The organism is Nisaea sp. (genome assembly GCF_034670185.1).
GTDB lineage: Bacteria > Pseudomonadota > Alphaproteobacteria > Thalassobaculales > Thalassobaculaceae > Nisaea.
The window spans coordinates 916,548-942,066 of the sequence record NZ_JAXMNY010000001.1; the positions used below are offsets into that span (position 1 = coordinate 916,548).

General features: G+C 61.3%; 27 protein-coding genes. 9 read left to right on the plus strand and 18 right to left on the minus strand.

Annotated features, from left to right (window positions below; all coding sequences use genetic code 11):
- Positions 1-2: 2 nt before the first annotated feature.
- Positions 3-1,397 (minus strand): M20 family metallopeptidase, encoded by a 1,395-nt coding sequence (locus VOI22_RS04310; RefSeq protein WP_323795341.1) that lies wholly within the window; start codon positions 1,395-1,397, stop codon positions 3-5.
- Between the two features lie 52 nt (positions 1,398-1,449).
- Positions 1,450-2,223 carry a 5-oxoprolinase subunit PxpA gene (locus VOI22_RS04315; protein WP_323795342.1) on the minus strand — a complete coding sequence of 258 codons (774 nt, stop codon included), beginning with the start codon at positions 2,221-2,223 and terminating at the stop codon, positions 1,450-1,452.
- 128 nt (positions 2,224-2,351) lie between these two features.
- On the opposite strand from VOI22_RS04315, the gene pxpB reads away from it, so the two are divergent.
- Both pxpB and VOI22_RS04325 read left to right on the plus strand, forming a co-directional pair.
- Entirely contained in the window at positions 2,352-3,089 is a 738-nt protein-coding gene (gene pxpB / locus VOI22_RS04320; protein WP_323795343.1) for a 5-oxoprolinase subunit PxpB, read from the plus strand.
- Positions 3,086-4,117 (plus strand): biotin-dependent carboxyltransferase family protein, encoded by a 1,032-nt coding sequence (locus VOI22_RS04325; RefSeq protein ID WP_323795344.1) that lies wholly within the window; start codon positions 3,086-3,088, stop codon positions 4,115-4,117. Before pxpB ends, VOI22_RS04325 begins: the two co-directional genes overlap by 4 nt.
- Positions 4,118-4,272: 155 nt before the next feature.
- Here the strand turns inward: VOI22_RS04325 and VOI22_RS04330 are convergent, their stop codons facing one another.
- The 3 genes from VOI22_RS04330 to VOI22_RS04340 form a co-directional block, all read right to left on the minus strand.
- Entirely contained in the window at positions 4,273-7,173 is a 2,901-nt protein-coding gene (locus VOI22_RS04330; protein ID WP_323795345.1) for a DUF4347 domain-containing protein, read from the minus strand.
- A gap of 389 nt (positions 7,174-7,562) precedes the next feature.
- Entirely contained in the window at positions 7,563-7,820 is a 258-nt protein-coding gene (locus VOI22_RS04335; RefSeq protein WP_323795346.1) for a hypothetical protein, read from the minus strand.
- Between the two features lie 41 nt (positions 7,821-7,861).
- On the minus strand, positions 7,862-8,893 hold the full coding sequence (locus tag VOI22_RS04340) for an MBL fold metallo-hydrolase (RefSeq protein ID WP_323795347.1): 1,032 nt from the start codon (positions 8,891-8,893) through the stop codon (positions 7,862-7,864).
- 194 nt (positions 8,894-9,087) lie between these two features.
- Between VOI22_RS04340 and phnN the strand changes: the two genes are divergently transcribed.
- Complete coding sequence (gene phnN, locus VOI22_RS04345) at positions 9,088-9,645, plus strand: phosphonate metabolism protein/1,5-bisphosphokinase (PRPP-forming) PhnN (protein ID WP_323795348.1); 558 nt, start codon at positions 9,088-9,090, stop codon at positions 9,643-9,645.
- A 37-nt stretch (positions 9,646-9,682) separates the two neighbouring features.
- Here the strand turns inward: phnN and VOI22_RS04350 are convergent, their stop codons facing one another.
- From VOI22_RS04350 to phnG, 8 genes are read right to left on the minus strand one after another with little or no spacing between them, the layout of a single operon-like run.
- Positions 9,683-10,297: a DapH/DapD/GlmU-related protein gene (locus tag VOI22_RS04350; RefSeq protein ID WP_323795349.1), complete on the minus strand. Its 615-nt coding sequence runs from the start codon at positions 10,295-10,297 to the stop codon at positions 9,683-9,685.
- Positions 10,298-10,331: 34 nt separating this feature from the next.
- The gene (locus tag VOI22_RS04355) at positions 10,332-11,489 is read right to left on the minus strand and encodes an alpha-D-ribose 1-methylphosphonate 5-triphosphate diphosphatase (protein ID WP_323795350.1); all 1,158 of its coding nucleotides are present in this window, start codon (positions 11,487-11,489) and stop codon (positions 10,332-10,334) included.
- Positions 11,486-12,208 carry a phosphonate C-P lyase system protein PhnL gene (gene phnL, locus VOI22_RS04360; RefSeq protein WP_416366077.1) on the minus strand — a complete coding sequence of 241 codons (723 nt, stop codon included), beginning with the start codon at positions 12,206-12,208 and terminating at the stop codon, positions 11,486-11,488. The genes VOI22_RS04355 and phnL overlap by 4 nt, the downstream gene beginning before the upstream one ends.
- A 5-nt stretch (positions 12,209-12,213) precedes the next feature.
- On the minus strand, positions 12,214-13,002 hold the full coding sequence (gene phnK / locus VOI22_RS04365) for a phosphonate C-P lyase system protein PhnK (RefSeq protein ID WP_323795352.1): 789 nt from the start codon (positions 13,000-13,002) through the stop codon (positions 12,214-12,216).
- Entirely contained in the window at positions 12,999-13,940 is a 942-nt protein-coding gene (locus VOI22_RS04370; RefSeq protein ID WP_323796285.1) for an alpha-D-ribose 1-methylphosphonate 5-phosphate C-P-lyase PhnJ, read from the minus strand. The genes phnK and VOI22_RS04370 overlap by 4 nt, the downstream gene beginning before the upstream one ends.
- Positions 13,941-13,956: 16 nt before the next feature.
- Entirely contained in the window at positions 13,957-15,075 is a 1,119-nt protein-coding gene (locus VOI22_RS04375) for a carbon-phosphorus lyase complex subunit PhnI (RefSeq protein WP_323795353.1), read from the minus strand.
- Between the two features lie 4 nt (positions 15,076-15,079).
- The gene (gene phnH / locus VOI22_RS04380) at positions 15,080-15,703 is read right to left on the minus strand and encodes a phosphonate C-P lyase system protein PhnH (protein WP_323795354.1); all 624 of its coding nucleotides are present in this window, start codon (positions 15,701-15,703) and stop codon (positions 15,080-15,082) included.
- Positions 15,704-15,706: 3 nt separating this feature from the next.
- Positions 15,707-16,120 carry a phosphonate C-P lyase system protein PhnG gene (gene phnG / locus VOI22_RS04385; protein ID WP_416366078.1) on the minus strand — a complete coding sequence of 138 codons (414 nt, stop codon included), beginning with the start codon at positions 16,118-16,120 and terminating at the stop codon, positions 15,707-15,709.
- Between the two features lie 180 nt (positions 16,121-16,300).
- Here phnG and phnF point away from each other — a divergent pair, with 180 nt between their 5' ends.
- Genes phnF through VOI22_RS04400 form a run of 3 tightly spaced genes read left to right on the plus strand, consistent with a single transcriptional unit; the run spans position 16,301 to position 19,525 of the window.
- On the plus strand, positions 16,301-17,020 hold the full coding sequence (gene phnF, locus VOI22_RS04390) for a phosphonate metabolism transcriptional regulator PhnF (protein ID WP_323795356.1): 720 nt from the start codon (positions 16,301-16,303) through the stop codon (positions 17,018-17,020).
- A 35-nt stretch (positions 17,021-17,055) separates the two neighbouring features.
- Positions 17,056-17,847: a hypothetical protein gene (locus VOI22_RS04395; RefSeq protein WP_323795357.1), complete on the plus strand. Its 792-nt coding sequence runs from the start codon at positions 17,056-17,058 to the stop codon at positions 17,845-17,847.
- Positions 17,825-19,525, plus strand: a complete 1,701-nt coding sequence (locus VOI22_RS04400; protein ID WP_323795358.1) for a thiamine pyrophosphate-binding protein — start codon at positions 17,825-17,827, stop codon at positions 19,523-19,525. Before VOI22_RS04395 ends, VOI22_RS04400 begins: the two co-directional genes overlap by 23 nt.
- Positions 19,526-19,609: 84 nt before the next feature.
- Here VOI22_RS04400 and VOI22_RS04405 read toward each other — a convergent pair whose 3' ends face one another.
- The 4 genes from VOI22_RS04405 to VOI22_RS04420 are packed head-to-tail and all read right to left on the minus strand — an operon-like array spanning position 19,610 to position 21,622.
- A complete protein-coding gene (locus tag VOI22_RS04405) occupies positions 19,610-20,068 on the minus strand; it encodes a periplasmic heavy metal sensor (RefSeq protein WP_323795359.1) in 459 nt (152 codons plus the stop codon).
- On the minus strand, positions 20,065-20,505 hold the full coding sequence (locus VOI22_RS04410) for a hypothetical protein (protein WP_323795360.1): 441 nt from the start codon (positions 20,503-20,505) through the stop codon (positions 20,065-20,067). The genes VOI22_RS04405 and VOI22_RS04410 overlap by 4 nt, the downstream gene beginning before the upstream one ends.
- The gene (locus tag VOI22_RS04415) at positions 20,505-21,074 is read right to left on the minus strand and encodes a sigma-70 family RNA polymerase sigma factor (RefSeq protein ID WP_323795361.1); all 570 of its coding nucleotides are present in this window, start codon (positions 21,072-21,074) and stop codon (positions 20,505-20,507) included. The genes VOI22_RS04410 and VOI22_RS04415 overlap by 1 nt, the downstream gene beginning before the upstream one ends.
- A 35-nt stretch (positions 21,075-21,109) precedes the next feature.
- Positions 21,110-21,622, minus strand: a complete 513-nt coding sequence (locus VOI22_RS04420) for an EF-hand domain-containing protein (protein ID WP_323795362.1) — start codon at positions 21,620-21,622, stop codon at positions 21,110-21,112.
- Between the two features lie 185 nt (positions 21,623-21,807).
- On the opposite strand from VOI22_RS04420, the gene VOI22_RS04425 reads away from it, so the two are divergent.
- The 3 genes from VOI22_RS04425 to VOI22_RS04435 all read left to right on the plus strand — a co-directional run bounded on the left by VOI22_RS04425 (position 21,808) and on the right by VOI22_RS04435 (position 24,644).
- Positions 21,808-22,746 (plus strand): 3-keto-5-aminohexanoate cleavage protein, encoded by a 939-nt coding sequence (locus VOI22_RS04425; protein WP_028465185.1) that lies wholly within the window; start codon positions 21,808-21,810, stop codon positions 22,744-22,746.
- Positions 22,747-22,751: 5 nt separating this feature from the next.
- Positions 22,752-23,558: a shikimate dehydrogenase gene (locus VOI22_RS04430; protein WP_323795363.1), complete on the plus strand. Its 807-nt coding sequence runs from the start codon at positions 22,752-22,754 to the stop codon at positions 23,556-23,558.
- 216 nt (positions 23,559-23,774) lie between these two features.
- Complete coding sequence (locus tag VOI22_RS04435) at positions 23,775-24,644, plus strand: hypothetical protein (protein ID WP_323795364.1); 870 nt, start codon at positions 23,775-23,777, stop codon at positions 24,642-24,644.
- Positions 24,645-24,711: 67 nt separating this feature from the next.
- On the opposite strand, the gene VOI22_RS04440 is transcribed toward VOI22_RS04435, so the two are convergent.
- The gene (locus VOI22_RS04440; RefSeq protein WP_323795365.1) at positions 24,712-25,506 is read right to left on the minus strand and encodes a xanthine dehydrogenase family protein subunit M; all 795 of its coding nucleotides are present in this window, start codon (positions 25,504-25,506) and stop codon (positions 24,712-24,714) included.
- Positions 25,507-25,519 lie beyond the last annotated feature (13 nt).

Consider the following 25,519-nt stretch of genomic DNA (forward strand, 5'->3'; position numbering starts at 1 on the left):
GATTACCAGCTTTCCGGAAGGGTACCGTCGCCGATATCCCAGAAAAGGCCGGCGGTGAGTTGCAGGCCCTCGCGGAGGATCGGTTTCAGTGCATGCTCGTTCGGCGCATGCTGGGAGCAGGAGGCATAGGAATGCGGCACCCAGATGGTGGCCAGGCCGAGGATTTCGCTGAAGACGTCGTTCGGCAGGGAGCCGCCGAGGTTCGGCAGGATCGCGGTCTTCTTGTTGGTCGTGCGCTGGATCGATCCCGCCGCCCACTGCACGAGCGCATGGTCGGGATCGAGGCGCGTCGCCTTCATGTAGCCGCGATCGGCGTCCGCGACGGTGACCATCGGGAAGCCTTCGCGCTCCAGATGCCGGCGCAGGGCCGGAACGATGTCCTCCGGATCGGTGCCGACAACGAAGCGGAGCTGTCCGCGGCAGGTCGCCCGGCCTGGGATCGCGTTCACCGGCTTGTCCGGCAGGCCGGCCGTGTAAGCGAGGATCTCGAAGCTGTTCCAGCCGATCACCCGTTCGATCGGCGTGAGGGACTCTTCCCCCCAATTCGGATCGATCTGCGGGCCGTTCGCTTCCGCCTCGAGCTCGCACTCGGCGAGCGCGGCCCGGATTGCCGGGGTGAGGGTGGTCGGGCGCCATTCCGGCACGCGGATCTGGCCGCGCCGGTCGACGATGCTGGCGAGCGCATGGGCGAGGATGACCGCCGGGTTTGCGAGCAGACCGCCCCAGTTGCCGGAATGGTGGGCGCCTTCGCGCAGGTCGCAGGTGATATCCATCGGATAGGCCCCGCGCGAGCCCATGAACACGGTCGGGTGATCGGCACTGATACGGGGACCGTCGGAGGCGATCAGAAAATCGGCCTTCAGCTTGGCTTTTTGTTGTTTTGCAAAGTCCGCCAGTCCCGGGGAGCCGGATTCTTCGCCGGACTCGATCAGTATCTTGGAATTGAAGCCAAGCTTGCCACGGGTCTTCAGGACGGCGTTAAGGCCGGCGATATTGATCGAGTGCTGGCCCTTGTTATCGACGGTCCCGCGGCCGTAGACCCGCTCGCCGACCTCGGTCAGGGTCCATGGATCGCGTCCCTCGGCCCATTGGCCTTCCATGCCGCGGACAACATCGCCATGACCGTAGGTGAGCACGGTCGGCAGGTTGTCGCCCTCGTGACGGGTGGCGATCAGGAAGGGGCCGCCCTTTGGCGAGGGGTTCGGGAACTGCTCGCAGACATATCCCATCGGCTCCAGGGCCGCCCGCATTTCAGCCATATAGGCCTCCATGTCGGGCTTCCGCTCTTCGTAGAGCTGGCTTTCGGTGCGGATAGCCACCCGGCGGCTCAGGTCCTTGAGAAAATCGCCGCTGTCGAAATGTTCGGCGGCGGCAGAGATGGCTTGCTCACGACTCACGGGGGTAGCTCCTGGGTTGGACACAACAGTTAGTCAGTTGAGTGGCAGTTGGTCAGTCAAGCGGCACGTCCGGCAGGGTCACCACGTCGATACCCCTGGCCTCGAGCGCGGCCCGGACGGCGCCGGCCACGGCCGGGCCTGTCGGCTCGTCCCCATGGATACAGATGGAATGAACCACCACAGGTATGTCCACGCCGTCGGTCGAGCGGACCTTGCCGGTCTCGACCATGCGCAGGACATGCTCGACGGCCTGCTGCGGATTACGGATCATGGCGTCGTCGCGCTTCCGGCTGGTCAGGCTGCCCTTGGAATCATAAGTGCGGTCGGCGAAAACCTCCGAAGCGGTCGGCACGTTGAGCGTTGTGCCGGCTTTCATCAGCTCGGAGCCGGTCGTGGCCAGCAGGATGATGGCCGGGTCGACCGCCTTGGTCGCGCGCACGATGGCTTCGGCGAGATCCCTGTCTTCGGAGGCCATGTTGTTCAGCGCGCCATGCGGCTTCATGTGCGTGACCGTCATGCCGTGCAGCGCCGCCATCGCCTGCAAGGCGCCGATCTGGTAGGCGATCATCGCCTCGACCTCGCGCGGGGACATGGAAATCCGGCGGCGGCCGAAACCCCAGAGATCGTTGAAGCCCGGATGCGCACCGATGCTGACGCCTTCCGCCTTGGCCGTGCCCACGACCCGGTCCATCACATTGGCGTCCCCGCCATGAAACCCGCAGGCGACATTGGCCGAGCCGACGATCTTCAGCATCGCCATGTCGTCGCCGATATCGTAAGCGCCGAAACCTTCGGCCATATCGGCGTTCAAATTCACTTTGGTCATGCTTATGGTCCGTGGCTATTGTCTCGAAGCGCGGCTCGCGCGTCCGGACGCTTGGTCGATGGGCGGTTGGACGTGAAGACTAGCGCCAAACCCTTCTTACGGTCCATGTCCGGAACAGAACCATTGTGATGTCGGAACCTGTCTTTCTCCCCGCCGGGGATACCGCCCTTGTCGTGCAGTTCGGCGAAGCCGTCGATGCGGCCGTAAACCGCCAGGTGCGCCATGTCGCCGCCAAGCTGCGCGAGCTGTCGCTGGCTGGCATTGTCGATATCGTCCCGACGATCCGCTCCCTGATGGTGCATTACGATCCGCTGGTGACGCGTTCCTCCGAGTTGCAATCGGCGATTTCCGAGATCCTGCATCATCAGCACGAGGGCGAGGACGGCTACCGGCTCTGGTCCATACCGGTTTGCTATGAGGGCGAGTGCGCGCCGGACCTCGATAGCGTGGCGCGGGACATGAAGCTGGACGCGTCGGAGGTGGTGCGCGGCCATACCGCCGCGCCGCAGGAAGTCCTGATGATGGGATTCCTGCCGGGCTTCCCCTATCTCGGCCTGCTGCCGGAAGCGTTCGATGTGCCGAGACGGTTCGAGCCGCGCGTCAAGGTACCGGCCCGCTCGATCTCCATCGCTGTGCGGCAGACCACGATCTACACGGTCGAGAGTCCCGGCGGCTGGCATCTGATCGGCCGCACACCGGTCGAATTCTTCGATCCCACCCGTGACGCGCCGATTCTGGTCGCCGCCGGGGATCGGGTTCATTTCCAGCCGGTATCGCTGGCCGAGTATGAAGCGCTGCGGAAGGATGTCGAGGCTGGGAACTACCTGCCTGTCGTGGAGGATATCGCACCGGGAGAGGGCGCATGAGCGGGCTCAGGGTGATCCAGGCCGGTTTCGCGCCGACCCTGCAGGATTTCGGCCGCCCGGCCTTCCAGAACAGGGGCGTGCCCGTGTCCGGCGCGCTCGATCCCGTGTCTCTCCGGATCGGCAATGCGCTGGTCGGAAATGACGAGGGGATGGCCGCCATCGAGTTCCGGCTGATCGGACCTGTTCTTGAAGTACTGGCGGAAAGCGTTCGCGTGGCGCTGGTCGGCACCCGGGCCGGGATTGTCGTCGAGGCGGGAGAGCGTGTCGAACTCCCGTCATATCAGAGCGTTACCCTGAAACGTGGACACCGGCTGTCCGTCAATCCGGTGACGGATAGCGGTGCGGCCTATCTTTGCATTGAAGGCGGCTGCGATCTGCCCGCCGTGTTTGACAGCCTATCCACCTATGGCCGCTCGCAGATCGGCGGCTTTCAGGGCCGCGCGCTGAAGGACGGGGATGAGTTGCCCCTGCGCCTGAACGCGGTTCCCGCGCGGGGCGAGCTTCGGCTGGAAAATCCCGGATATCTCGATGCCGGCGGCCCGGTCCGTGTCGTGTTCGGCCCGCAGCGGGATTATTTCACCGACGAGAGCGCCGCCGCTTTCCTGACCAATGAATACAGCGTCAGCCGGGAAGCGGACCGGATGGGAATGCGTCTGGAAGGCCCGGCGCTCGAGCATGCACGCGGCTACAACATCACCTCGGACGGCATCGTCACCGGCGCCATCCAGGTGCCCGGCAACGGCCTGCCGATCATCCTGCTGGCGGACCATCAGACCACGGGCGGATATCCGAAGATCGGCACCGTCATCTCCGCGGACATCCCGCGTCTTGGTCGCCTGAAGCCGGGGGATGCACTGTCCTTCGCGGAGGTCACTGTCGCCGAGGCTGAAGACGCGCGCCGGGAGCAGGAAAAGGAAATCAAGCGGCTGATCGGGGCGCTGAGCCCGGCTGCGGCATGGCTCGACGAGGCGGCGCTTTACCGGGAAAACCTGATCAGCGGCGTGGTCCACAACGAAGAAGCGGTCTAGGACGGGCCTTCATAAACGGGCGCGTTCCGATGACTACTTTCGGTAAAACCTCGGAAGTCGGTCAATCGACCGCGTCGGTCAGCAAAGGTGGGGAGCCGCCGTTCGCTCCTCCGGGGCAGTTCACCGAACTTCCCTCGTTGCTCCAGTCTTCCGCCTTAGAAGATCATGAAGTCGGCGCTGGAGAGGGCGCCCGTATGCACGCCGATCAGGGTGACCGAGTTGCCGGCCCCGAAGTCAATGACCGCGTCCCCGGCGGCATTGTCGGCGGCCCGGAGAAGCATGTCCTCCGGTGTGGCGACTGCCGTGCCGTTGATCCCGGCGGCAACGGCGATCTGGTCCTCGCCCGCGGTGAAGCTGTAGATGATGTCGTTGCCGTCCGCCGTCTCGAAGCTGAACCGGTCGGCCCCGAGCCCGCCGGTGAGGACATCGTCTCCGGTCCCGCCGGTCAGTATGTCATTCCCCTGTCCGCCATAGAGCGTATCCGCACCGTCGCCGCCGGAGAGCGTGTCTGCGCCCTGGTTGCCGTAGATCACGTCGGCTCCGAGATTGCCCTGGAGCAGGTCATCCTCCTGCCCCCCGATCAGTGTATCGTCGCCCTGACCGCCATAGAGCGTGTCGTTCCCCCGGTTGCCGCAGACGATGTCCGCCCCCTGGTTGCCATAGACGATATCTCCGTCCTGGCCGCCATAGAGCGTGTCCGCTTCTTCCTGCCCCCAGAGCGTGTCCGCCCCCTGGTTGCCGTAAAGCAGGTCGGTACCATTGCCGCCATACATCACGTCGCTACCGGCCAATCCTGAAAGCGTGTCGGCTCCGCTCGTACCACTCAGCACGTCATCGCCGGATGTCGCCGCGCTCGCATTGTCGTTGCCGCCGGAGGCCACAGGCTTCGCGCCGATATCCCGCAGCGTCACGTCATTGCCGTCGCTGCCGGCATAGCTGATCTGGTACTGGCGCGTGCCGCTGGTAAAGGTCGCCCCTTCCGCAAGGCCGCTGAAGGTCCCGGTCACGGCATCGGCCCCGTCATTGCTGATCAGCACATAATTGTCGCCGGTCGTCGATGTGTAGCCGAACACCGTGTTCAGGGTCGCCGAATTGATGGTGACGGTGCCGGTGACGGAGACCTGGTCATATCCGGTTCCGGCGGTGGTGCCGTCGATCTCCATCGTCGCGGTGGAGCCGCTGGAGAGTGTGAGGTTGCCGGTGGAGATCGTCCCCGGGCTGTTGCCGGGGGCGATGGTGCCACCCGACAGGATGGTGACCGGCGTGCTGTAGGTCCCGGTTCCCTTGAGGGTGACGCCGGAGGCAATGGAATAGGTGCTGCTTCCGCTCAGGGTGCCGGAGAACGTGTTGGCCCCGGGATCGGAAAAGGAGATAGAGCCGGCCCCGACATTCACGGTGCCGGAGCCGGTGAGGGCGCCGATGGTCTCGGTGGTGCCGTTCAGATCCAGGGTAGCCCCGGCGGCGACATTGACGGTGCCGTTGTCATCGAGGGCGTTGCCCCCGGAGAGCTGCACGGTGCCGGCCGAGATGGTGGTGTTGCCGGTATAGGTATTGCTGCCGGAGAGCGTCAGCGTACCGCTGCCGGTCTTGGTCAAACTGCCCGTCCCCGAGACCACACCGGAGAAGGTCGTGTTGGTTCCCTGATTGACGGTCAGGGCCCCGGCCCCGATCGACACGGTGCCGGCGCCGGACAGGGCTCCGATGGACTCGGTTGTGCCGTTCAGGTCCAGTGTCGCACCGGCGGACACCGAGACGCTGCCGCTGTTCGAGAGCGCGCTGCCGCCGGACAGTTGAAGGGTGCCGCCGCTCACCGTGGTGCCGCCGGTATAGGTGTTGGTGCCGGTCAGGATGGTGGTGCCGGTGCCCATCTGGTTCACCGCCGTCGAGCCGGCGATGGTGACGGCCGTGCCGCTGCTGGTGCCGTCGCTGCTGAGGACGTAGCCGGTATCGGTGTGGTTGAAGTTGACGGTGCCGGTGCCGGAGCTGGTCCTGATCGTCGAGGCGTTCACGATGCCCGCAGCACCGCCATTACCGATGTTCAGCGTGCCGGTGCTGCCGGTGAAAAGGCCGGTGTAAAGCGTGCCGCCGACGGTGACCGAGCCGCCGTCCGTAACGGTGAGGGTCCCGACCCCCGAATTTCCGACGAGCAGATTTTGGGCACCAGTGTTCACGGCCGAGCCCGCACCGTCGACGAGCAATGCCCCTGTGCTGCCAGAACTGTTACCGACAAAAGATTGGCCGCCATTGGCCGTCAGCGTCCCGCCACCGGTGACCTGCAGAGTCCCGCTGCTTCCGGACCCAGTCCCGATATAGAAGCTATCGATCGCGGGCGCGGCCCCGGCCAGTTGCGCCGTGCCGCCGTTAGCGATGTTGGCAGTATCGGAGCCGCCGGGCACGCCTCCAAGCCAATTGCCGGCCGTGTTCCAGTCTCCCGTTCCGCCGCTCCAAGTGTTCAACAGGACCGGCAGGCCGGTGAGGGCCGCGGTGTTCAGCGCGGGGCGCGGCACAGGGCAGCCGGCGTCGAGGATCCAGGATCCGCCAAGCGCCGAGCCGCCGACCGGCTTGCTGGCGGCGGCCACCGGGCATCCGGTCGTCCGCTCCAGCGTCGTCACGAAAGTCTGGCCGGCCTCTCCCTCAGCGACCGAGCAGGCATAGAGCTCTATCGTCGCACCGGCGAGAACATGTCCCATCGCCGCAAGGGCGTGCCGGCGCGCCCGCAGACTGTCCCCGGTCAGAGGCCGGTCGCCAAGGATCAGCGCCCCCGGTGTGCCATGGCAGATCACCGCCAGCCGGTGGCCCGGTGCTGCGCGCACTGCCGCCACAAGCCGTGCCAGGCCATCCTGTCCGGGATCGACCCGCACGACGCGGGCCGGGCCGGTCACCCCCTCCAGGATCTCGTCTGCAGCCGGAACCCGGGAGTCCATCACGATCAGGAGCGGCTGTACGGGCACCGGCGGCATGACCAAGTCCGGCGATACGGGCAAGTCGTGTGCCGTGCGGGAGCCGGTTGCCGAAAGCCGGTCCGCCTCCGTGTTCGTCACGTAGCCTCGATTCATCGTCACGGCCTCCGGCCTGAATGTCATCATCCGGCCGCCTATAAATTGACGAGGCAGCGGAACTTCCCCCTCAGGGTGGAAAATATTCTCCTTTGATTACAATGTTCTGATTGGAAATTCGGTGGCTAATTTTGGAAATTTTGGAAATTCGACGGCTAATTTTGGAAATTTTGGAAATTCGGCGGCTGAAATGAAAAGCGCCGGGCAGATTCTGGAAGAATTCGACATTGGCCCTAAGGGGCTATTCTCGTCTCCGCAACGACCGAACCGGCTATGGGAAGGCAGCACCCGCCGTTCCGGCCTGGAGGGGATGGATCCGGTATGTGGCCGACGGCGGATCTCGGGTCGGACCTGTACTATTTTGACTTCGACAATGTGGAAATCGCCCGCTATTTCGAAGGCATCGGTTTCACGGTCTTCACGGGAGAGATCTCGTACCGCATCTGCTCGATTTCGTCAGCACCCCGGCCCGGGAACACTCGGTCTCCGTGCCGTCCGATGTGACGGAGCGTCTGGTGGCCGCCTTCGAGCGCTACTTCGAAGGCATTGCGTAGTTCGAAGACGGGCGGCTTAAGTCCGCCGTTGCCAATGGCCTCTTTGGGTCGGGAGAGGCCGGATAGGCAATCCGGCTTTGCGGGCTGGCTCAACGCGGTTGGAACCTCGCAATAGTGAGTCCCGTAGCCACAGCCTAGGCGGCCCGTCCGTACCTGTACGTCCCGTTATCGCCAAGCTCCCGGGTAATCTGCCCGTCTTCGATCAGCAGATGCAGGTGCGCCAGCGTTTCGCCGACGGCGAAGCGGGTCTGGTGCAGGTCGAGGTCGCGCATGAAGAGGATTTTCATCACCTCGGCGGCGGATGACGGGCGGTCGCAGGCCTCGATGGTTTCCTCCAGCCGCTCGTCATGGTGGCTGCGGAGTGCGTCGATCCGGAAATTGATGCCGCGATAGGGGCCGTCGTGGCCGGGAAGTACGAGAATGTCGTCCTTGCCGCCCTTCATGCTGTCGAGGAAGGTGAAGAAATCCTGCAGCGGGTTGCCGTCAGGCTCGGTCCACCAGACTGCGATGATCGGCGTGATGCGGGGCAGCAGCAGATCGCCGCCGAGCATCAGGTTGTCTGCTTCCGAAAACAGGCAGACATGGTCCGGGGAATGTCCGGCGCCGAAATAGGGGCGCCAGGTGCGGCCGCCGATCTCGAATGTCGTATCCGGTCCAATGCGGTTGAAGGCAGGCGGAATAGGCGAGACCAGCTTGCGGTATTCGTTGCCGATCTTGCGCATCTCGCCGTTGATATCCGCGCCAAGGCCGAGCTTTCCATAGAAGCCGACCATCTGATCGACGAAATCCTCGGACGTGTCGAGATAGAAGGACCGGGCATTCAGCCATTCGGTCCGGCTCATCCAGAGCGGGGCGCCGGTCTGCTCCTGCAGCCAACCGGCGAGACCGACATGATCCGGATGGAAGTGCGTGCCGATGATGGCCTGCACCGGATCGTTCCCGATCACGTCCTTCAGGATCTTCGTCCAGGCGACCCGGCAGTTCTCCGTGTTCAGGCCGCAATCGACAATCACCCAGCCGGCATCGTCTTCCAGCAGGTAGAGATTGACGTGATTGAGCGAGAAGGGCAGCGGCAGGCGCAGCCAGTGCACGCCCGGCGCGACTTCAAGGAGAGCGCCGTCTTCAGGCCGCGTGTCTCCGAGCAAATAGGTAAGTTCCTGTGTCATGGTTGCGGACATTAGTCAGCACGCGTGTGACTGGAAAGTGCCTAATACGAACAAGTCGCCCGGATATTTCGACAAACCATCCGACGAGGCCTGTTCCTCGCATGTTAAGGATCTGTGAAATGCGCGCTTGAGCCTCGCCACGCCGGGGAGGAGGAGCTAGTAATAGCCTTCCTTATTCACGTGAGTTTCCCCGAATGAACAGTCGCTCCAACACCGGTACTCTCTGGCTCGTCGTGGGGCCGTCGGGGGCGGGCAAGGACAGCCTTCTGGATGGCGCCAAGGCTGCTTTGTCGGACAGTCCGGACCATTATTTCGTCCGCCGTGACATTACGCGTCCGGCAGATGCGGGTGGCGAGGAGCACAATCCGGTGTCGGTCGCGGAGTTTGAAAGGACAAAGAAAGAGGGCGGCTACTGCCTGAGCTGGGAAGCCCACAATCTGCGCTACGGAATTCCTAAAGCGATTGAAGCGGAATTGTCTGCCGGACGGCATGTCATCGTGAATGTGTCGCGCGCACTGATCGGCAAAGCTCGGGAGATGTTTCCGGATGTGCGGGTTGTGAACATTACTGTTCCCCGCGCGGTTCTGGAAAATCGCCTCAGGGGGCGCGGACGGGAGAGTGAGGCCGATATCCAGAAACGTCTGGCTCGGGCCGAGGCCTTCACGCTGGAAGGACCGGGCGTGATCAGTTTCATCAACGACCGGCCGCTTGAAGAGTCTGTCTCTGCTTTTACGGCGTTATTCACGCAATAGGCGAAATATCGGTAAAATCCGATATTTCGATAGGTGCTTACCGATATTTGGCCAGGAATGCGGGAGCCGGCAGGGCGCGGAAGTCGCTCATGCGCTCTTTCAGCAAGTCATGCGGCCAATCCCACCAGGCGAGCTCCAGCAATCCTTCGGCTGTCTCCTCGTCCACCCGGCGCTTGATCTCTTTCGATGGAACACCGCCAACGATTGTATAAGGCGCAACGTTTTTGCTGACGACGGCTCCGGCTGCGATGACGGCGCCAGTTCCGACATTCACACCAGCAAGCACGGTCGCGCCATGGCCGATCCAGACATCGTGCCCGATGGTGCAGTGATGCTGTCGCCGCCAGTCGAAGAACGCCTCGTCATCGTCTCCCAGGCCATAAGCAGCCGCTCGATAGAGGAAATGATGCTGCGACGCGCGGGTGCTCGGATGATTTCCGGGATTTATGCGCGTATGAGAGGCGATTGAGCAGAATTTTCCTATCGTAGCGTAAATGATGTCGCTGTCATTCACCACGTAGGAATAGTCGCCCATCTCGGTCTCAATGACGGAGGTGCGGGCGCCGACTTCTGTCCAGGCCCCGAGTTCGCAGTCCCGGACCTGTGCCGTTTCGTGCACGGTCGGCATCGAGGAGAGTTGTTTCTGAGCCATGAACTGAACTTTCCGTCTTTCGTTCAAACAAGCGTCAGGTGACGCGCGTACCTGCCCGCATAACCTTGCGGACCACCGGTGTGCCGTCCTTGGCCCGCCGCACCCGGATCAGGTCAGCCCGTTTGCCGGGGAGGATCTCCCCCCGATCGTCCAGTCCGACCATGCGGGCCGGGTTGGACGTGACCGTCGCCAGTGCTTTAGGCAGCGGCAGGCCATGTTTTTCATGCAGCAAGAAAGCGCCGTGCAGCATGCTGGCCGGGACATAATCCGATGAGAGTGCATCCAGCACGCCTGCTTCGGCCAATTCACCGGCCGAGACATTGCCGGAATGCGAGCCGCCGCGGACCACGTTCGGCCCGCCCATGATGTTGGTGAGGCCTTTCTTGCGGGCATGTTGTGCCGCTTCCAGCGTGGTCGGGAATTCGCTGATGGTCAGGCCCAGTTCGTGCGCCTCGTCCACATGATCCACCGTGGCATCGTCATGGCTGGCAATGACCACGCCCATATCCCGGCAGGCCGCAGCGATGGTCCGCCGGTGCTTGTCGGAATAGAGAACCTGGTTCTTCTTGCGCTCCTCAACCATGGCATCGAATTCGGCGTCGCTCATGGCGTGCTTGCCGGTGTAGTAGATCTTCAGTTTGCTGAGATCGACGAACTGACGCTGGCCGGGCGTGTGATCCATCAGGGATACCAGCCTGACCAGCGAATCTTCCTTGAACGGCTCGAACAGGTTGAGGGCATTGGGATTGCCGACCTCGCAGCGCATGTGCAGGAAGTGGCTGGCCCGCAGCATGTCGTGCTCGCTCGCCTCGCGGATGGCATTGGCGGATTCCATCAGGATCTTGTCGCGCGCGTCGTCCCGAAGGGTGCCACCGACGGCAACCGCGTCGAGCACCGTCGTGATACCCGCCGCCGTGACCTGTGCATCATGCGCCAAAAGGGCGGACATGACCGGCCAATGGACCTTCGGGCGCGGGATCAGGTGCTTTTCGAGATTGTCCGTGTGCAACTCGACCAAGCCTGCGATCAGATAGTCACCGTCGAAATCCGTGGCCCCGGCCGCGCCGGTGCGGCCTTCGGAAATATCCTCGATCCTGCCATTCCGGACGGTAACGGTGCCATGCACTTCACCATCGGCCAGAATGATACGTGCATTGGTCAGAATGGCATCGGGGGCCTCGCTCGTACTCACGCCGCGCTCCTCGCAGGTTGAAGTTCGTATGTCCGGGTGCCGACCGCCTCGCGCACGGCCTGATCGTGGAAAATGCCGACAATGGCGGACCCGTTTTGCCGCGCTTCGTTGATCAGGTCCACGACTGTTTGCCTGTTTTCGGCATCGAGGGAAGCTGTCGGCTCGTCCAGCAGCAGGACGGGATAATCCTGCACGAGGGTCATGGCGATATTCACGCGCTGTTGTTCGCCGCCGGAGAAGGTCGCGGGCGGCAGGGACCAGAGGCTTTCCGGGATGCGCAGGCGGCTCAGCAAGGTCGCGGCTTTTTCGCGAGCGGCGACTTCGTTGATGCCGCGCGCGAGAAGGGAATCGGCCACGAGATCGAGCGTGCCGACGCGGGGAATGACGCGCAGGAATTGGCTGACATAGCCGAGCGTCCGTGCCCGGATATCGAGCACGACATGCGGCTCGGCGCTGACCAGATCGACAAGTTCGCCGTCGTGCCGGATCAGGACCTTTCCGGATTGCGGCAGGTAGTTGGCGTAGAGCGAGCGAAGCAGGGTCGATTTCCCTGCACCGGATTGCCCGGCGAGGATGACGCATTCTCCCCGCTCGACAGTGAAGGAAACATCTTCCAGCACCGGAAGGGTCACGCCGCCCTGATTATGCAGCGTGAAGCTCTTCATCAGGTTGTCGACGCGGATCATGTCTTGGCCGTGTTTTTGGTTGTTATCGGTCATGGTCATCACACCGGCAGGATCGAGGAGACGAGAAGCTGGGTATAGGCGTGCTGCGGATCGTCCAGCACCTGATCGGTCAGGCCCTGTTCGACGACGCGGCCCCGCCGCATCACCATCAAGCGATCCGACAGCAATCGGACCACGCCGAGATCGTGGGTGACGATGATACAGGCGATGCCGAGCTGGCGGACGAGGCCACGCACCAGATCGAGCAGGCGGGCCTGCACGGAGACATCGAGGCCGCTTGTCGGCTCATCCATGAAGACGAGGCGCGGTTTGGTAACCAGATTTCGGGCGATCTGAAGACGCTGCTGCATGCCGCCGGAGAAGGTCCGGGGCAGATCGTCCATCCGGCCGAGATCCATCTCGACCTTTTCCAGCCATTCCGAGGATGTCTCCCGGATGCTGCCGTAATTGCGTTCGCCGACGGCCATCAGCCGCTCGCCGACATTGGCGCCGGCGGAGACGTTCATCCGCAACCCGTCGCGGGCATTCTGGAAGATGATCCCCCAGTCCGTCCGCATCAGCATCCGCCGTTCGGCTTCTGACAGGGCATAGATATCCTGCAGGCCGTCGACCCGCGTGTCGAAGCGGACGCTCCCGGCGGTCGGCTGCATCAGCCCGGAGGCGCAACGCAGCAAGGTGGACTTGCCGGAGCCGGATTCTCCGACGATCCCCAGCACTTCACCGGGATAGAGCGAGAAATGCACATCCTCGCAGCCGATCTGGTGGCCGTATTTCTGGGTCAGGCCTTCGACTTCAAGCAAAGGTCCGTTGTCACGAAGCGCCATCATTTGGCGGCTCCCTTCTTTGCGGAGGGTAATGGTTCGCCCTGATCGCCGACATGGCCGGCCTCGCGGCGTTCGGCGCAATAATCACTGTCGGAGCAGACATACATCTTGCCGCCGGCATCATCGGTGATGACCTCGTCGAGATAGCTGTCTTCCGCTCCGCAGAGTGCGCAGTTCTCTTCCCAGGACTGGATGGTGAAGGGGTGATCCTCGAAATCGAGGCTCTTCACGTCCGTATAGGGAGGGACGGCATAGATGCGTTTTTCGCGTCCGGCGCCAAAGAGCTGGAGCGCGGCCATCTGGTGCATCTTCGGATTGTCGAATTTCGGGATCGGGCTCGGCGCCATGATATAGCGGCCGTTCACCTGCACCGGGTAATTGTAGGCCGTGGTGATACGGCCGAAGCGGGCGATGCTCTCGTAGAGGCTGACATGCATGACGCCATATTCCTCAAGCGCATGCATCTTCCGGGTCTCGGTCTCGCGCGGCTCGACCCAGCGGAGCGGCTCCGGGATCGGCACTTGATAGATCAGGATCTGATCGTCGGTCAGGGGCTTTTCCGGAATCCGGTGCCGGGTCTGGATCAGGCTGGCATCCGCCGTCTTCTCGGTCGTCGCCACGCCGGCCGTCTTGGCGAAAAAGCGGCGGATGTTGACGGCGTTCGTGGTGTCGTCCGCGCCCTGGTCGATGACTTTAAGCGTGTCGTTCGTTCCGATCACGGCAGCGGTCACCTGCATGCCGCCGGTGCCCCAGCCATAAGGCAAGGGCATTTCCCGGCTGCCGAACGGCACCTGATAGCCCGGAATGGCGACGCCCTTCAGGATCGCCCGGCGGATCATCCGTTTCGTCTGCTCGTCCAGATAGGCGAAATTATAGCCTTCAACCTGTTCGACCGGTTTGTCATGCTCCGGCGCCTGCCAGGGCTGCGCTTCTTGCGTCATGCTCATGGATCTCGTCCTACTCGGCCGCGGCCAGTTCGTCGTCATCAGTGCGTTCCGCCGCCTCGCGGGCCGCGATTTCCTTGCGCAATTCGCGCACGGTCACGAGCTCGCCCTGGAAGTCGACGTAGTGCGGCAGTTTCAGGTGCTGTACGAAGCCGGAAGCCTCGACATTGTCGGAGTGATAGAGGACGAACTCCTCGTCCTGGGCGGGGGCGGTGATCTCTTCACCGAACTCCTTCGCCCTGAGAGCCCGGTCGACCAGTGCCATGGACATCGCCTTGCGTTCGCAATGGCCGAAGGTCAGGCCATAGCCGCGGGTGAATTGCGGGGGCACTTTCGCCGAGCCCTTGAACTGGTTGACCATTTGGCATTCGGTGACGGTGATCTCGCCGATCTCGATCTCGAAGCCGAGTTCTTCCGGCTCGAAGCTGACTGCGAGTTCGCCCATCCGGATCTCTCCGGCAAAGGGGTGGTTGTTGCCGAAGCCGCGCTGGGTGGAATAGCCGAGCGCCAGAAGGAAGCCTTCATCGCCACGGGCGAGGTTTTGCAGCCGGGTCGCGCGGTCCGCCGGGAAGGAAGTGGACTCCCTTGTCAGGTCGGGAACTGGGCCGTCCTCGTCATCCGGCAGATCGAGCTCGATCAGGCCTTCATGATCGAGAATATCTGCGACGCGGGGCATGCCGTCGGCAACCGGTTCTTCCGATTTAGGTGCCTCGGGCGTTTCGCCGTTAGCGGCCAGAGTGAAGTCGAGCAGACGATGTGTGTAATCGAAGCTCGGACCGAGGATCTGGCCGCCCGGCAGGTCCTTGTAGGTGGCGGAGATGCGCCGGCGGATCTGCATGGTGCCGGTATCGATTGCCTGCGATGCGCCGAACCGGGGCAGGGTGGTGCGGTAGGCCCGGAGCAGGAACACCGCTTCCTGAATATCGCCATTGGCCTGTTTGATGGCCAGTGCGGCAAGATCGGGATCGTACAGCGAGCCCTCGGTCATCACTCGGTCGACGGCGAGCGGGAGCTGTTCGCGGATTTGCTGGAGGGACAGTTCCGGGATCTGGCGGTCGCCCCGCCGGATATCGGCAAGATAGTGCAGCGAGTTCTCGATGGCCTTGTCGCCGCCTTTGACAGCTACATACATGGGCCTATTCCTTTCCGCTCTGCAGGGTGACGTGCGTGGTGCGTGGCAGCGCGACCATTCTGGCGCCAGCCACAAAGACGAGATCGATGCCGCGCGGGAAATAGCGTTGCAGCGTCGCTCTGCTCTCCCAGAACGCCGCAGGGACGTCCGGCAGGCCGAGTTGCGCGCTGTCCTTGATGCCGGGACCTGTCAGGGTCAGGGTGCCGCCTTTCAGGATCGTTTCCACCTGGATGATCAGGGTGGCGCCCAATTCCGGATACTCGTCAGTGCCTGTATTGAAGGCGTCAAGATCTCCGAGCGCGCCATCCAGAATGGCGAAGGCGGCGTCTTTCGCTTCCGGGACGATCCGGGTTCCGCAATGGAATTTCAGATAGGTTTCAGCCGCCGGATTTGCCAATGCGGGATCGAGATAGAGCGGCGTCTCGAAATCAACCAGGGCCAGTGCGATGGTGGTCGCGGCCAGATCCAGTGTCTCCGGTCCTTCAATGTCGAGATCAATTGTCTCGATGGTGCCCGGACGGGCCATGGCGTCGAGCAGGTGGCGGAAAACCAATTGCGATTGGCTGACCGGATCCGAGAAGCCCGGTTTCAGCGTTTGTCCGGATTGCATGGTGGATTCCAAGGACATCGATCAGTTCTCCCGCGCCACGGTAAAGAATTCGACTTTCGTCGCTGCGGCTTTCCGGCTCGCGGTCTCGCGGCTCTGTTGGTGACGGAGTTCCAGTGGCTTGATGATGGAATGCTCGACAGTTTCCGCGCGCTCTTCGCGTTGCATAAGGGCATCGATCACGGCGGCGATTTCCGCATGATCCTTATTCCTCCCAGAGACATATCCGTGTCCGAGAACACCGCCTTCAAGCCCGACAGAGCAACGGGTTACCGTCATTTCACCGAGGTTGAAGCGGTTCCCAGTACCGCCCATGCGCCCGCGCACCATGACCATCCCGATTTCGGCCGGGCGGATCCGGGTCCAGGAGGGTTTGTCGGGCAGGTTCTGCCAGAGGCTGCGGAGGTCCTCGAAGGAGGCTTTGGCGAGGATTGACATCCATCGCTTCCGGGCCGGTGACTGATGCTGTGGTGACTGTGTCCCCATCGGTCTGTCCTTTTCTCTCGACAAATTTTATATTTGTCTAGATGTCTATATCTATCAGTGTTATAGGGGCGTCCACGCACCTGCGCAACTGGAGCGCAGTGACATTTTCATGACTCATCGAGTGAGGGTGCCTTGATCGAACGGAAAAGCGGCCAGTCCCTTTGGCGCCAGATTGCCAACGACATATCCGATGCAATCCGCTCTGGCACGTATCCGCCAGGCAGCAAGATGCCGACGGAAGCAGAGTTATCGCAACAATATGGCGTGAACCGGCATACGCTCCGGCGAGCCGTCTCGGAGCTTGCCGAAGAGGGCGTTATCCGGGTGGAGCAGGGCCGGGGAAGTTTCGTTCAGGAACATGTTCTGGACTATCTTGTCGCCAGGAAAACGCGCTTCTCGGACAACGTGCTGCGGCAGAAGCGAACCCCAGGTGGCCGCACGCTGCTGCTGACGGAAGAGGTTGGCGATCCGGCGATCCTGAAGCAGCTTGGCCTCTCCCGTGGAGCCCGCCTTGTCCGGCTCGACCGGATCGGCGAAGTGGACGGCCGGCCGATTTCCGTTGGCAGTCACTATTTCCCGGCGGCCAGGGTTCCAGGATTCGCGGAATTGCATAAGGAATTGAACTCGATCACCAAGGTCCTGACGCATCTTGGTTATGGCGAATACACCCGTAGGGAAACACGTGTGACGGCACGGATGCCGGACGTGGAGGACGCAGAGCATCTTCAACAACCGCGAAACCGGCCGGTACTGGTCATCGAGTCAATCAATGTAGACCCGGCCGGTGTTCCCATTGAGTACGGTTTTGCCCGTTATGCCGCCGACCGCTTTCAACTGGTGTTCGAGAGCTGATCGAACCCGATAACTGGTGTTCGTCGCAGATTCGAATGAAACTTATCGCAAAGCGATCCTTGACCAGTGGCAGCGCATCGCGCGAGGTAGTATCAGCAATTCAACCTGCGCAAAGCGGGACGACAAAAGGGAGGCGGGAAGCAATCCCGCCGATAGGATTGATGGTGACATCCACCTACGTTCTGCGTCTGATAAAAGACGTGTTTTCTCCTCATGCGGTCTCAAAACATCTGCCTGACGGGTGCCGGATTGTTTATTGCAATGCCGGTGATCTGAGCTTCGAAGGAGGCTCGGTGCTGCAGCCCGACGAAGCCCGGTTCATGCGCTCCGGCATGGCCGTGCGGGCAGGGACCGAAGGTGGCGAATTGTGGCGTTGGGAGTTGGACGAGACTTCAGCTGAACCGCAAGTGGATCTAGGCGAGGGTATCCATAGCGAGATCGTCGAGTCGAACGAGGTTCCCACCGTGGAGAATCTTGAAGACTGGCTGATCCGCTGCGACAGCGTGCTTTTCCCGACGGGGGGCACAGCTGTGCCGCATAGCCATCTGGGTCCGGGCATCCGCTGCATCCGAAATGGCAAACTCACCCTTTCGACGGACAAGCTTTCCAAGGACTACCTTCCGGGCGATGCCTGGTTTGAGCCTGGCGCTCAAACCGTCTGGGCGGAAGCCTGTACGCAGGAATGCACCCGCTTCATTCGGGTGCTGCTGCTGCCGAAAGAAGTCAAAGGCAAAAGTTCGATCCGCTATCTGAACGAAGCTGATCGCCGTAAACCGAAATCCCAACGATATAAGAGTTATGTAGATGAGCTCCTCTCCCTCAAATAACAGTGCCGGCCATGGCCGTCTCGGTGGCCATATTCTTGTCGATGCGCTTGTTGAGGAGGGAGTTGATCTCGTCTTCGGCGTGCCCGGTGAAAGCTATCTGGCGGTTATCGACGGCCTGCAGGAGCGCAACGGTATCCGCACGGTGATGTGCCGCCAGGAAGGCGGCGCGGCGATGATGGCGGACGCCTATGGCAAGCTGACTGGGCGTCCCGGCGTCTGCATGGTCACCCGTGGTCCCGGCGCGACCAATGCCAGCGCCGGCGTCCATGTCGCTTTTCAGGATTCCACACCGATGGTGCTCCTGGTCGGCCAGGTGGCGCGCTGGATGGTGGAGCGAGAAGCTTTCCAGGAAATCGACTACCGCCGGATGTTCGGTCAGATGGCGAAATGGGTGGCGCAGATCGACGATGCGGCGCGCATTCCGGAATATATCAGCCGGGCATTCCACACGGCAGTCTCTGGCCGTCCGGGTCCGGTGGTTCTCGCTTTGCCCGAAGACATGCTGATGGATTATGCCGATGTGGCAGGCATCGCACCCTATGTGCCGGTCGAGCCGCATCCGGGCCAGCAGCAGATGGCCGATTTCAGGGCCATGCTGGATAAGGCAGAGCGACCGATCATGATTGTCGGCGGCGGCGGCTGGGATCGTCAGGCGTGCGAGCGGATCGAGACATTCGCGGTTGCCAACAGTGTTCCTGTCGGTGCGTCCTTCCGTTGTCAGGATTACTTCGACAACCGGCATCCGAATTACGTAGGCCATGTCGGCATCGGCATCGATCCGTCCCTTGCGGCCCGCATTCAGGAAAGCGATATGGTGATCGCGCTCGGCACCCGGCTGGGCGAGATGACCACCGGCGGCTACACCATGTTCGACATTCCGCGCCCGAAGCAGGGGCTCGTGCATATCCATGGCAGCGCGGAAGAGCTTGGCCGGGTATATCAGGCCGACATGATGATCAATTCCGGGCCGAGAGCTTTTGCGGAGGCTCTGGAGGCGATGGCGCCTGTTGACGGCAGCAGCCGGTCGAAGAGTATCGCTCAGGGCCATGCAGATTATCTTGCAACGCTAGAGCCGCTGCCGGTTCCGGGCGATGTGCAGATGGGGGAGATTGCAGCCTGGTTGAACGCCACGCTGCCGGACGATGCGATCATCACCAACGGTGCCGGTAACTATGCCAACTGGATGCATCGCTATTACCAGTATCGCGGCTACCGGACGCAGCTTGCCCCTACTAGCGGATCGATGGGCTATGGCCTGCCTGCTGCAGTGGCGGCGGCGCTGGTGCATCCAGACCGTGTGGTGGTTTCAATGAACGGCGACGGCTGTTTCATGATGCACGGCCAGGAGCTGGCTACCGCCATGCAACATGGCGCGAAGATCATTGCCATCGTCATCAACAACAACATGTACGGCACGATCCGTATGCACCAGGAGCGTGAGTTCCCGGGCCGAGTGAAGCATACCGAACTCCAGAACCCGGATTTTGCGGCACTGGCAAAAGCCTATGGTGCAAATGGTGAGACGGTTCTCGAAACCTCGGAATTCCAGCCGGCATTCGAACGGGCTTTGGCATCCGATAAATCGACCGTGATCGAGGTGAAGATCGATCCTGAGGCGATCACGCCGAAAACCACGCTTTCGGCAATCAGGAAAGCCGCCCTCGCAAAGGCCGGCTGAGTTCACGCCTTTCAGTATATCAACGTGTTTTCTTCAGAGACGGCTTTTGGGCTGAGTCCCTAGGCCGTCTCAGGACGACAAGGCTTAGTCGTCATCATTCTTGCGGTGCCTGCCGAGGGATTTCACCAGCTTGCGCCGCTGTTCCGGTGTCAATTGTTCGACGATATCGATCATGAAAGAGTGCGTTTCCGTCCGCATTCGGTCGAAGACCTCGTTCATCGATTCCAGAGCCTTAAGATAGGCAGTCCTGTCGAACGGTTCCTGCAAAAGCGTGTCCCGAATGGCGTCCCGCTTCTCGCGGGAGGTTCGGCGGGTCTCGCGCATGGCTTTGGAGTGCGCCGTCAGCCTCTCACGAAGTTCCGGCGTCAGGCTGTCACCGAGGCTTTTCTCGATCATCCGGGTCATTGAGTGGCCGTGGCTCGGCCCCTTTGGACCGCCATGCCAACGGTCGAAGCGGCCGACCATGATGCCTGCGAAAAACAGGTTCAGGGCGATTGATACGAATAGAACCAGTGCGAGTGTGCGTGTCCGGGTCCAGGTCATAGGAAATTCTCCTCAACGTCCGCGCCCAGCGCACGTTCAACTATCGTCACTTGATCATTCACCGTCGTGCTGGTCTCCGTCGGCAGGTCGGTGAAGGTGACGCCGATGATGAAACCGGCTGCACTAGCAGCGACGAGCCCCGCTGCGGGCTGCCACAAGCCACCGAACGGCCATAACGTATTCATCAACCCTTTCAGCTTCAGGCTTGCTGGCGCGCGGACTTCAGCCGACGCTGGGGCGATGGCCCTTTCTGGAGCAGCCATCATGGCGTCGAGTTCGAAGTCCAGAGCCGCAGCTTCGTTGAGTACGTCACGGAGCGCCGGATGAGCCTCCAGGAGTTGGAGTGCCATTTGGCGTTCCTGCTCGGGCCATTTCGACGGGTCGCTTCCGAAAGCATCCGCCAGTTCCCTGAATCTCGCTTCGTTCATGCTTGTCATCAGTTTTCTCCGACAGCCGCTTTTTCTAATGTGCCGGACTGTTGGTCCTGCATGATCTCTTTCAGTTTCTTCCGTGCTCGCCGGAGCAATGATTCCAGAGCGTCTATACTGATATCCATCGTTTCCGCAGCCTCGTTGGCCGTCATGTCCTTAAGATGGAACAGCGAGATCGCGATTCTCTGGCGCTCTGGCAGAAGCTCCACTGCATGACGCACGCTCGTCCCCGTTCTTTTCCGGGCGAGGGTCTGTTCAGGGTCGGGAGTTCCATCCTCGATTTCCTGATCGGCGATATCGACCGTTGTGTGCCGGGCTCTCAGACGGTCGATACATAGATTGTGAGCGATTCGGTAGATCCAGGACTTTGCCTTGCCGTCCGGGTTCCACCGCGGGGCGTGGGACCAGACGCGGCCGAAGGTTTCTTGCGAGATCTCCTCGGCATCGCTCTGGTTCCCGAGCATGCGGTAGGCAAAGGCGGATATCGGACCTTGATGTCGCAAAACGAGTCTGTCGAAAGCTGTCTCGCCACCATCGGCGACGAGACAAAGCAGCTCATTATCAGACTTAATCATGCACATTCCCGATTCCACGAACCGCTGTCACACGTCTAGCGCGGGCATTCCATCTTGCCGCCAGACATGCCGCCGTGCTTGCCACTGAAACCTTTGCCGTGATGCATGCCATACCCTTTCATTCGAGGGGTCGTGGCTTCTTCCATGGTGATGACACCGTCCCGATCACGATCCATTTTCTGCATCATCCTGGTGCCGGAGCGGGCGAACTCGTCGGTGCTGACGACACCGTCGCCGTCTGTGTCCATCCGATTCAGCATGCGCTGTTGACGCTTCAGGCGCATTTCTTTCCGGGCAACATCGATTTCCTCGACATCGATCACACCGTCATCGTTGGTGTCGATCTCGGCCGCGCGTTTGCCGCGGGACTGGTAGATCTCGGCCTTGGTCAGCTTCTCGTCGCCATTTTCGTCGGCGGCTTTGAAGCGTTCGAGCATATGGGCTTTCATTTCCTCGCCGCCACGTACGCCTTTCATGCCTTCGCTGTGTGCAAGCGCCGGGGTGAGGGCGATGGTGCCGAGCAGGGCGACCGCAAAAAGCTTCTTCATTTCGTCAGTTCCTTTGCTGGACTGTCCCGCCTCCGATGAACGGGATATCCATAAAACGGAGGCCGATGCAAAATCCGTCGCTGTTGCTGCGAATAAACTATTTTTCCCGACAGGCTCTTTTAAACGGCGGATGCGCGGAGTAGCCTCCAAGCAGTTAAATGAATTGAAAAAATCTGGAGGAAGCAATGGCGCCGGCAAGCAAGAAAGTGATCATCAGTTGTGCGGTCACGGGCTCTATTCACACACCGACTATGAGCCCGCATCTGCCGATCACGCCGGACGAGATTGCGACCGACGCGATTGCCGCAGCGGAAGCCGGAGCATCTATCCTGCACCTGCACGCGCGTAACCCCGAAGACGGCAGCCCAACGCCGGATCCGGATATGTTCATGAAGTTCCTGCCGCGGATCAAACAGTCCTGCGATGCCGTCGTGAACATCACCACGGGCGGCGGTCACGGTATGAGCCTGGAAGAGCGCCTTGCGGCGGCGTTCAGGGCCAGCCCGGAGATGACATCGCTCAATATGGGGTCGATGAATTTCGGCCTGTTCCCGATCCTCGACAAGATGAAGGACTTCCAGCATCCGTGGGAGCCTCAGTTCCTGGAAAACTCCCGCGACTTCATCTTCCGCAACACCTTCAAGGATATCGAATACATCCTCAAAGAGCTCGGCGAGGGCCATGGCGTGCGCTTCGAGTTCGAGTGTTATGACGTCGGTCACCTCTACACGCTGGCGCATTTCGCGGATCGCGGTCTGGTGAAGCCGCCGTTCTTCGTGCAGACGATTTTCGGCATTCTTGGCGGCATCGGAGCGGATGAGGAAAACCTCATGCATATGCGCCGGATCGCCAACAAGCTGTTCGGTGACGATTACGAATGGTCCGTACTGGCGGCCGGCCGTCACCAGATGAACTTCTGCACCATGGCAGCCATGCTCGGCGGTAACGTCCGCGTCGGGCTTGAGGACAGCCTCTTCATCTCCAAGGGCAAGCTCGCGGAAAGTAATGCGGATCAGGTGGCCAAGATCCGGCGCATTGTCGAGGATCTCTCGCTTGAGGTGGCCACGCCTGCCGAAGCCCGGGAGATGCTGGCGCTCAAGGGCGGCGACATGGTGAAGTTCTAGAGCCAATGTCTGCGACACTCGATATTACGGGCACGACCCGTGTGTTCGGCGTTATTGCCGATCCGATCGCCCATGTCCGCGCGCCAATGGTCTTCAACCCGCTGTTCGAGGCAAGGGGCACGGACGCCGTCATGGTGCCCGTGCATGCCCCGGCGGACCGGTTGGAGACTGTGCTGGATGGCTTGAAGGCACAGCCCAATTTCGGCGGGCTGGCGGTAACCGTCCCCCACAAACTTGCGATCATGGAACTCTGCGACGAGGTAGGCCGGCAGGGCCGCCTCGTCGGCGCTGTGAATGCGGTTCGCTTCGACGATCAGCGCCGGATGATCGGTGACAATTTCGACGGCGCTGGTTTTGTTGCCGGCATGCGCGCCGAGGGACATGAGGTTACTGGGCGCTCCGTGTTACAACTCGGGGCCGGAGGGGCCGGGCGGGCGATTGCTTTCGCGCTGGCCGATGCCGGCGTCTCAAGGCTGGTGATTCACAATCGGACGCGGGTAAAGGCCGAAGAGCTGGCCGCGGCTGTTTCCGCCGCTTATCCGGATGTGCCGGTTTCGGTCGGCGCTGCGGACCCGGACGGCTGCGAGATCGTGGTCAACACCACGTCTGCAGGACTGCATGATGGTGACCCTCTACCAATCGATGCAAAGTTTCTTCAGCCGGACGTGCTTGTGGCTGAAATCATCATGATTCCGGAACGGACACGCCTTCTCGAATCAGCACTATCCAGCGGCTGCAAAGTTCAGTATGGCCGCCATATGCTGGATAAACAGATTGATTTAATTGGCGAATTTCTGGGATGTTTTCAGTAAAGTTTGACGCGGACGCACCATCGGGTACACAAATGTGAGGTAATTAGAACTGATTTCCGCTCAAAATTCTGGAATCAGTGGGCGACAACTCGGTCCGGCGCTGTGCCGATTAGGTAGTCTATGAGCAACGATGCGGCAAAGGCGGACCTGGCTCGAATTCGTATCGCACTCTGCGGTAAGAACCGACAAGTCTTGCTTCCTGTGCGGTCAGAGCTGATGAGCATTGGCTACCTGGACACCGAGTGGATCAGGTCCGACGACGAACTGCGCGTTTGGACATTGTCCGGAATTCCGGATCTGATCGTCGCCGATCATGCCCTGGATGAAGGCGCCGCGATCCAGACCGTTAAAGACATCCGGAGCGGTGATCTTGGTGAAAACCCCTTTGTCGTGACGATCATGACGACCTGGGCCAATGATCCTGATTCTATCCGCGCTGCGATAAATTGCGGTGTGGATGACCTGATAGTGGCTCCCTATTCGACAGGGCAGTTGCTTGAGCGCATCCAGAAGATGATCACGGACCGTAAGCCGTTCATCGTGACCAGTGATTATATAGGTCCGGAACGGCGTCGTGACCCCAGCCGAAAGAGCGACATTCCGACATTTCAGCCACCGAATACCCTGCGTATGCGTCAGGAAGGCGAGAAAGTCGATGCGGCGGGTATCAAAGAGCAGATTGCGAAAAGCAATACCGAGATCACAGAGGAAAAACTGCGCCGGATTGGTTTCCAGATTTCCTTTCTGGTCGATCTTATCCTCCCGGAATTCGGTGTTGGAGAGTTTGACGCAGTGCTGTCGAAAAACCTGAATCGTCTGGCGTCAATGAGCGGGGAAGCGGTCCAGCGGCTCGAGAACACCAAGTATGAGCCTGTATCCCAGCTCTGCAAATCTTTGCATAAGCTGTCGAGCCGGATCGCGGCGGAACCGGATAAAGCCGCTCCGGACGACGTTGAGCTGCTGAAGCCGCTAGCCCGCGCGATTCTTGAAGCCTTCTTCCCGAGCGAGGAGACCAGCGATCTCGTCGGGCAGATCAGCAGCGCTATATCCAGCTACAACGAACGGCGCACCCGGCCGGCTTCCTGACAGCGGAAATGAAAAGCCCCCGGCCACATTGTGCCGGGGGCTTCCCTTAGTCTGGATGTAAGCCTTATCAGATCTTTGCGACGGCCCGTTTCGCCATCACGGTAATCAGATGTGCGCGATAATCGGCGCTTGCGTGAATGTCGGCGTTCAGGTTGGCTGCTGAAACCTTCACATTGGCGAGTGCATCAGCGGAGAAGTTGCTTGAAAGAGCGCTTTCCATCTCCGGTACACGGAACACGCCATCCTGACCGGCGCCGGTTACCGCAACGCGGATACCTGCCGGACCGTCTGCCACGAAGACACCGACCAGCGCATAACGCGAGGCCGGGTTCGGGAACTTCACGTATGCCGCCTTGCTCGCCACCGGGAAGGAGATCTTGGTGATGATCTCGTCATCCTCGAGGGCAGTCTCGAACAGGCCGGTGAAGAAATCGTCCGCTGCAATGTCACGCTGGTTGGTGTGGATCGTTGCCCCAAGCGCGAGACAGGCCGCCGGATAATCCGCTGCCGGGTCGTTGTTCGCGACAGAACCGCCAATGGTGCCCAGGTTCCGGACCTGGGCATCTCCGATATGGTCCGCCAGTTCCGCAAGCGCGGGCAGGGCGGATTTGATATCGGCGGAAGCGGCGACCGCTGCATGGTTCGTCATGGCGCCGATTGTGACGGTGCCTCCACTGACAGTGATGCCTTTCAGCTCCGCGATGCCGCTGAGATCGACCAGATCGGACGGGCTGGCAAGCCGCTGTTTCAGTGTCGGGATCATGGTCTGGCCGCCAGCGAGCAGCTTACCGTCATCCGCACCCTTCATGGCACTCGCCGCATCTGCGACGCTGGCCGGTTTGTGATGTTCGAACTCGTACATCTTTTGAGTCTTC

Coding starts and splice junctions, on each gene's coding strand:
- VOI22_RS04440 (WP_323795365.1), bottom strand. CDS start 25,506: ATGTACGAGTTCGAACATCACAAACCGGCCAGCGTCGCAGATGCGGCG.
- VOI22_RS04340 (WP_323795347.1), bottom strand. CDS start 8,893: ATGACACAGGAACTTACCTATTTGCTCGGAGACACGCGGCCTGAAGAC.
- VOI22_RS04325 (WP_323795344.1), top strand. CDS start 3,086: ATGAGCGGGCTCAGGGTGATCCAGGCCGGTTTCGCGCCGACCCTGCAG.
- VOI22_RS04425 (WP_028465185.1), top strand. CDS start 21,808: ATGGCGCCGGCAAGCAAGAAAGTGATCATCAGTTGTGCGGTCACGGGC.
- VOI22_RS04400 (WP_323795358.1), top strand. CDS start 17,825: ATGAGCTCCTCTCCCTCAAATAACAGTGCCGGCCATGGCCGTCTCGGT.
- VOI22_RS04375 (WP_323795353.1), bottom strand. CDS start 15,075: ATGTATGTAGCTGTCAAAGGCGGCGACAAGGCCATCGAGAACTCGCTG.
- VOI22_RS04420 (WP_323795362.1), bottom strand. CDS start 21,622: ATGAAGAAGCTTTTTGCGGTCGCCCTGCTCGGCACCATCGCCCTCACC.
- VOI22_RS04430 (WP_323795363.1), top strand. CDS start 22,752: ATGTCTGCGACACTCGATATTACGGGCACGACCCGTGTGTTCGGCGTT.
- VOI22_RS04330 (WP_323795345.1), bottom strand. CDS start 7,173: ATGAATCGAGGCTACGTGACGAACACGGAGGCGGACCGGCTTTCGGCA.
- phnK (WP_323795352.1), bottom strand. CDS start 13,002: ATGATGGCGCTTCGTGACAACGGACCTTTGCTTGAAGTCGAAGGCCTG.
- VOI22_RS04410 (WP_323795360.1), bottom strand. CDS start 20,505: ATGACAAGCATGAACGAAGCGAGATTCAGGGAACTGGCGGATGCTTTC.
- VOI22_RS04315 (WP_323795342.1), bottom strand. CDS start 2,223: ATGACCAAAGTGAATTTGAACGCCGATATGGCCGAAGGTTTCGGCGCT.
- VOI22_RS04435 (WP_323795364.1), top strand. CDS start 23,775: ATGAGCATTGGCTACCTGGACACCGAGTGGATCAGGTCCGACGACGAA.
- phnH (WP_323795354.1), bottom strand. CDS start 15,703: ATGTCCTTGGAATCCACCATGCAATCCGGACAAACGCTGAAACCGGGC.
- VOI22_RS04395 (WP_323795357.1), top strand. CDS start 17,056: ATGAAACTTATCGCAAAGCGATCCTTGACCAGTGGCAGCGCATCGCGC.
- VOI22_RS04370 (WP_323796285.1), bottom strand. CDS start 13,940: ATGACGCAAGAAGCGCAGCCCTGGCAGGCGCCGGAGCATGACAAACCG.
- phnL (WP_416366077.1), bottom strand. CDS start 12,208: ATGACCGATAACAACCAAAAACACGGCCAAGACATGATCCGCGTCGAC.
- pxpB (WP_323795343.1), top strand. CDS start 2,352: ATGTCGGAACCTGTCTTTCTCCCCGCCGGGGATACCGCCCTTGTCGTG.
- VOI22_RS04350 (WP_323795349.1), bottom strand. CDS start 10,297: ATGGCTCAGAAACAACTCTCCTCGATGCCGACCGTGCACGAAACGGCA.
- VOI22_RS04415 (WP_323795361.1), bottom strand. CDS start 21,074: ATGATTAAGTCTGATAATGAGCTGCTTTGTCTCGTCGCCGATGGTGGC.
- phnG (WP_416366078.1), bottom strand. CDS start 16,120: ATGTCAATCCTCGCCAAAGCCTCCTTCGAGGACCTCCGCAGCCTCTGG.
- phnN (WP_323795348.1), top strand. CDS start 9,088: ATGAACAGTCGCTCCAACACCGGTACTCTCTGGCTCGTCGTGGGGCCG.
- VOI22_RS04405 (WP_323795359.1), bottom strand. CDS start 20,068: ATGACCTGGACCCGGACACGCACACTCGCACTGGTTCTATTCGTATCA.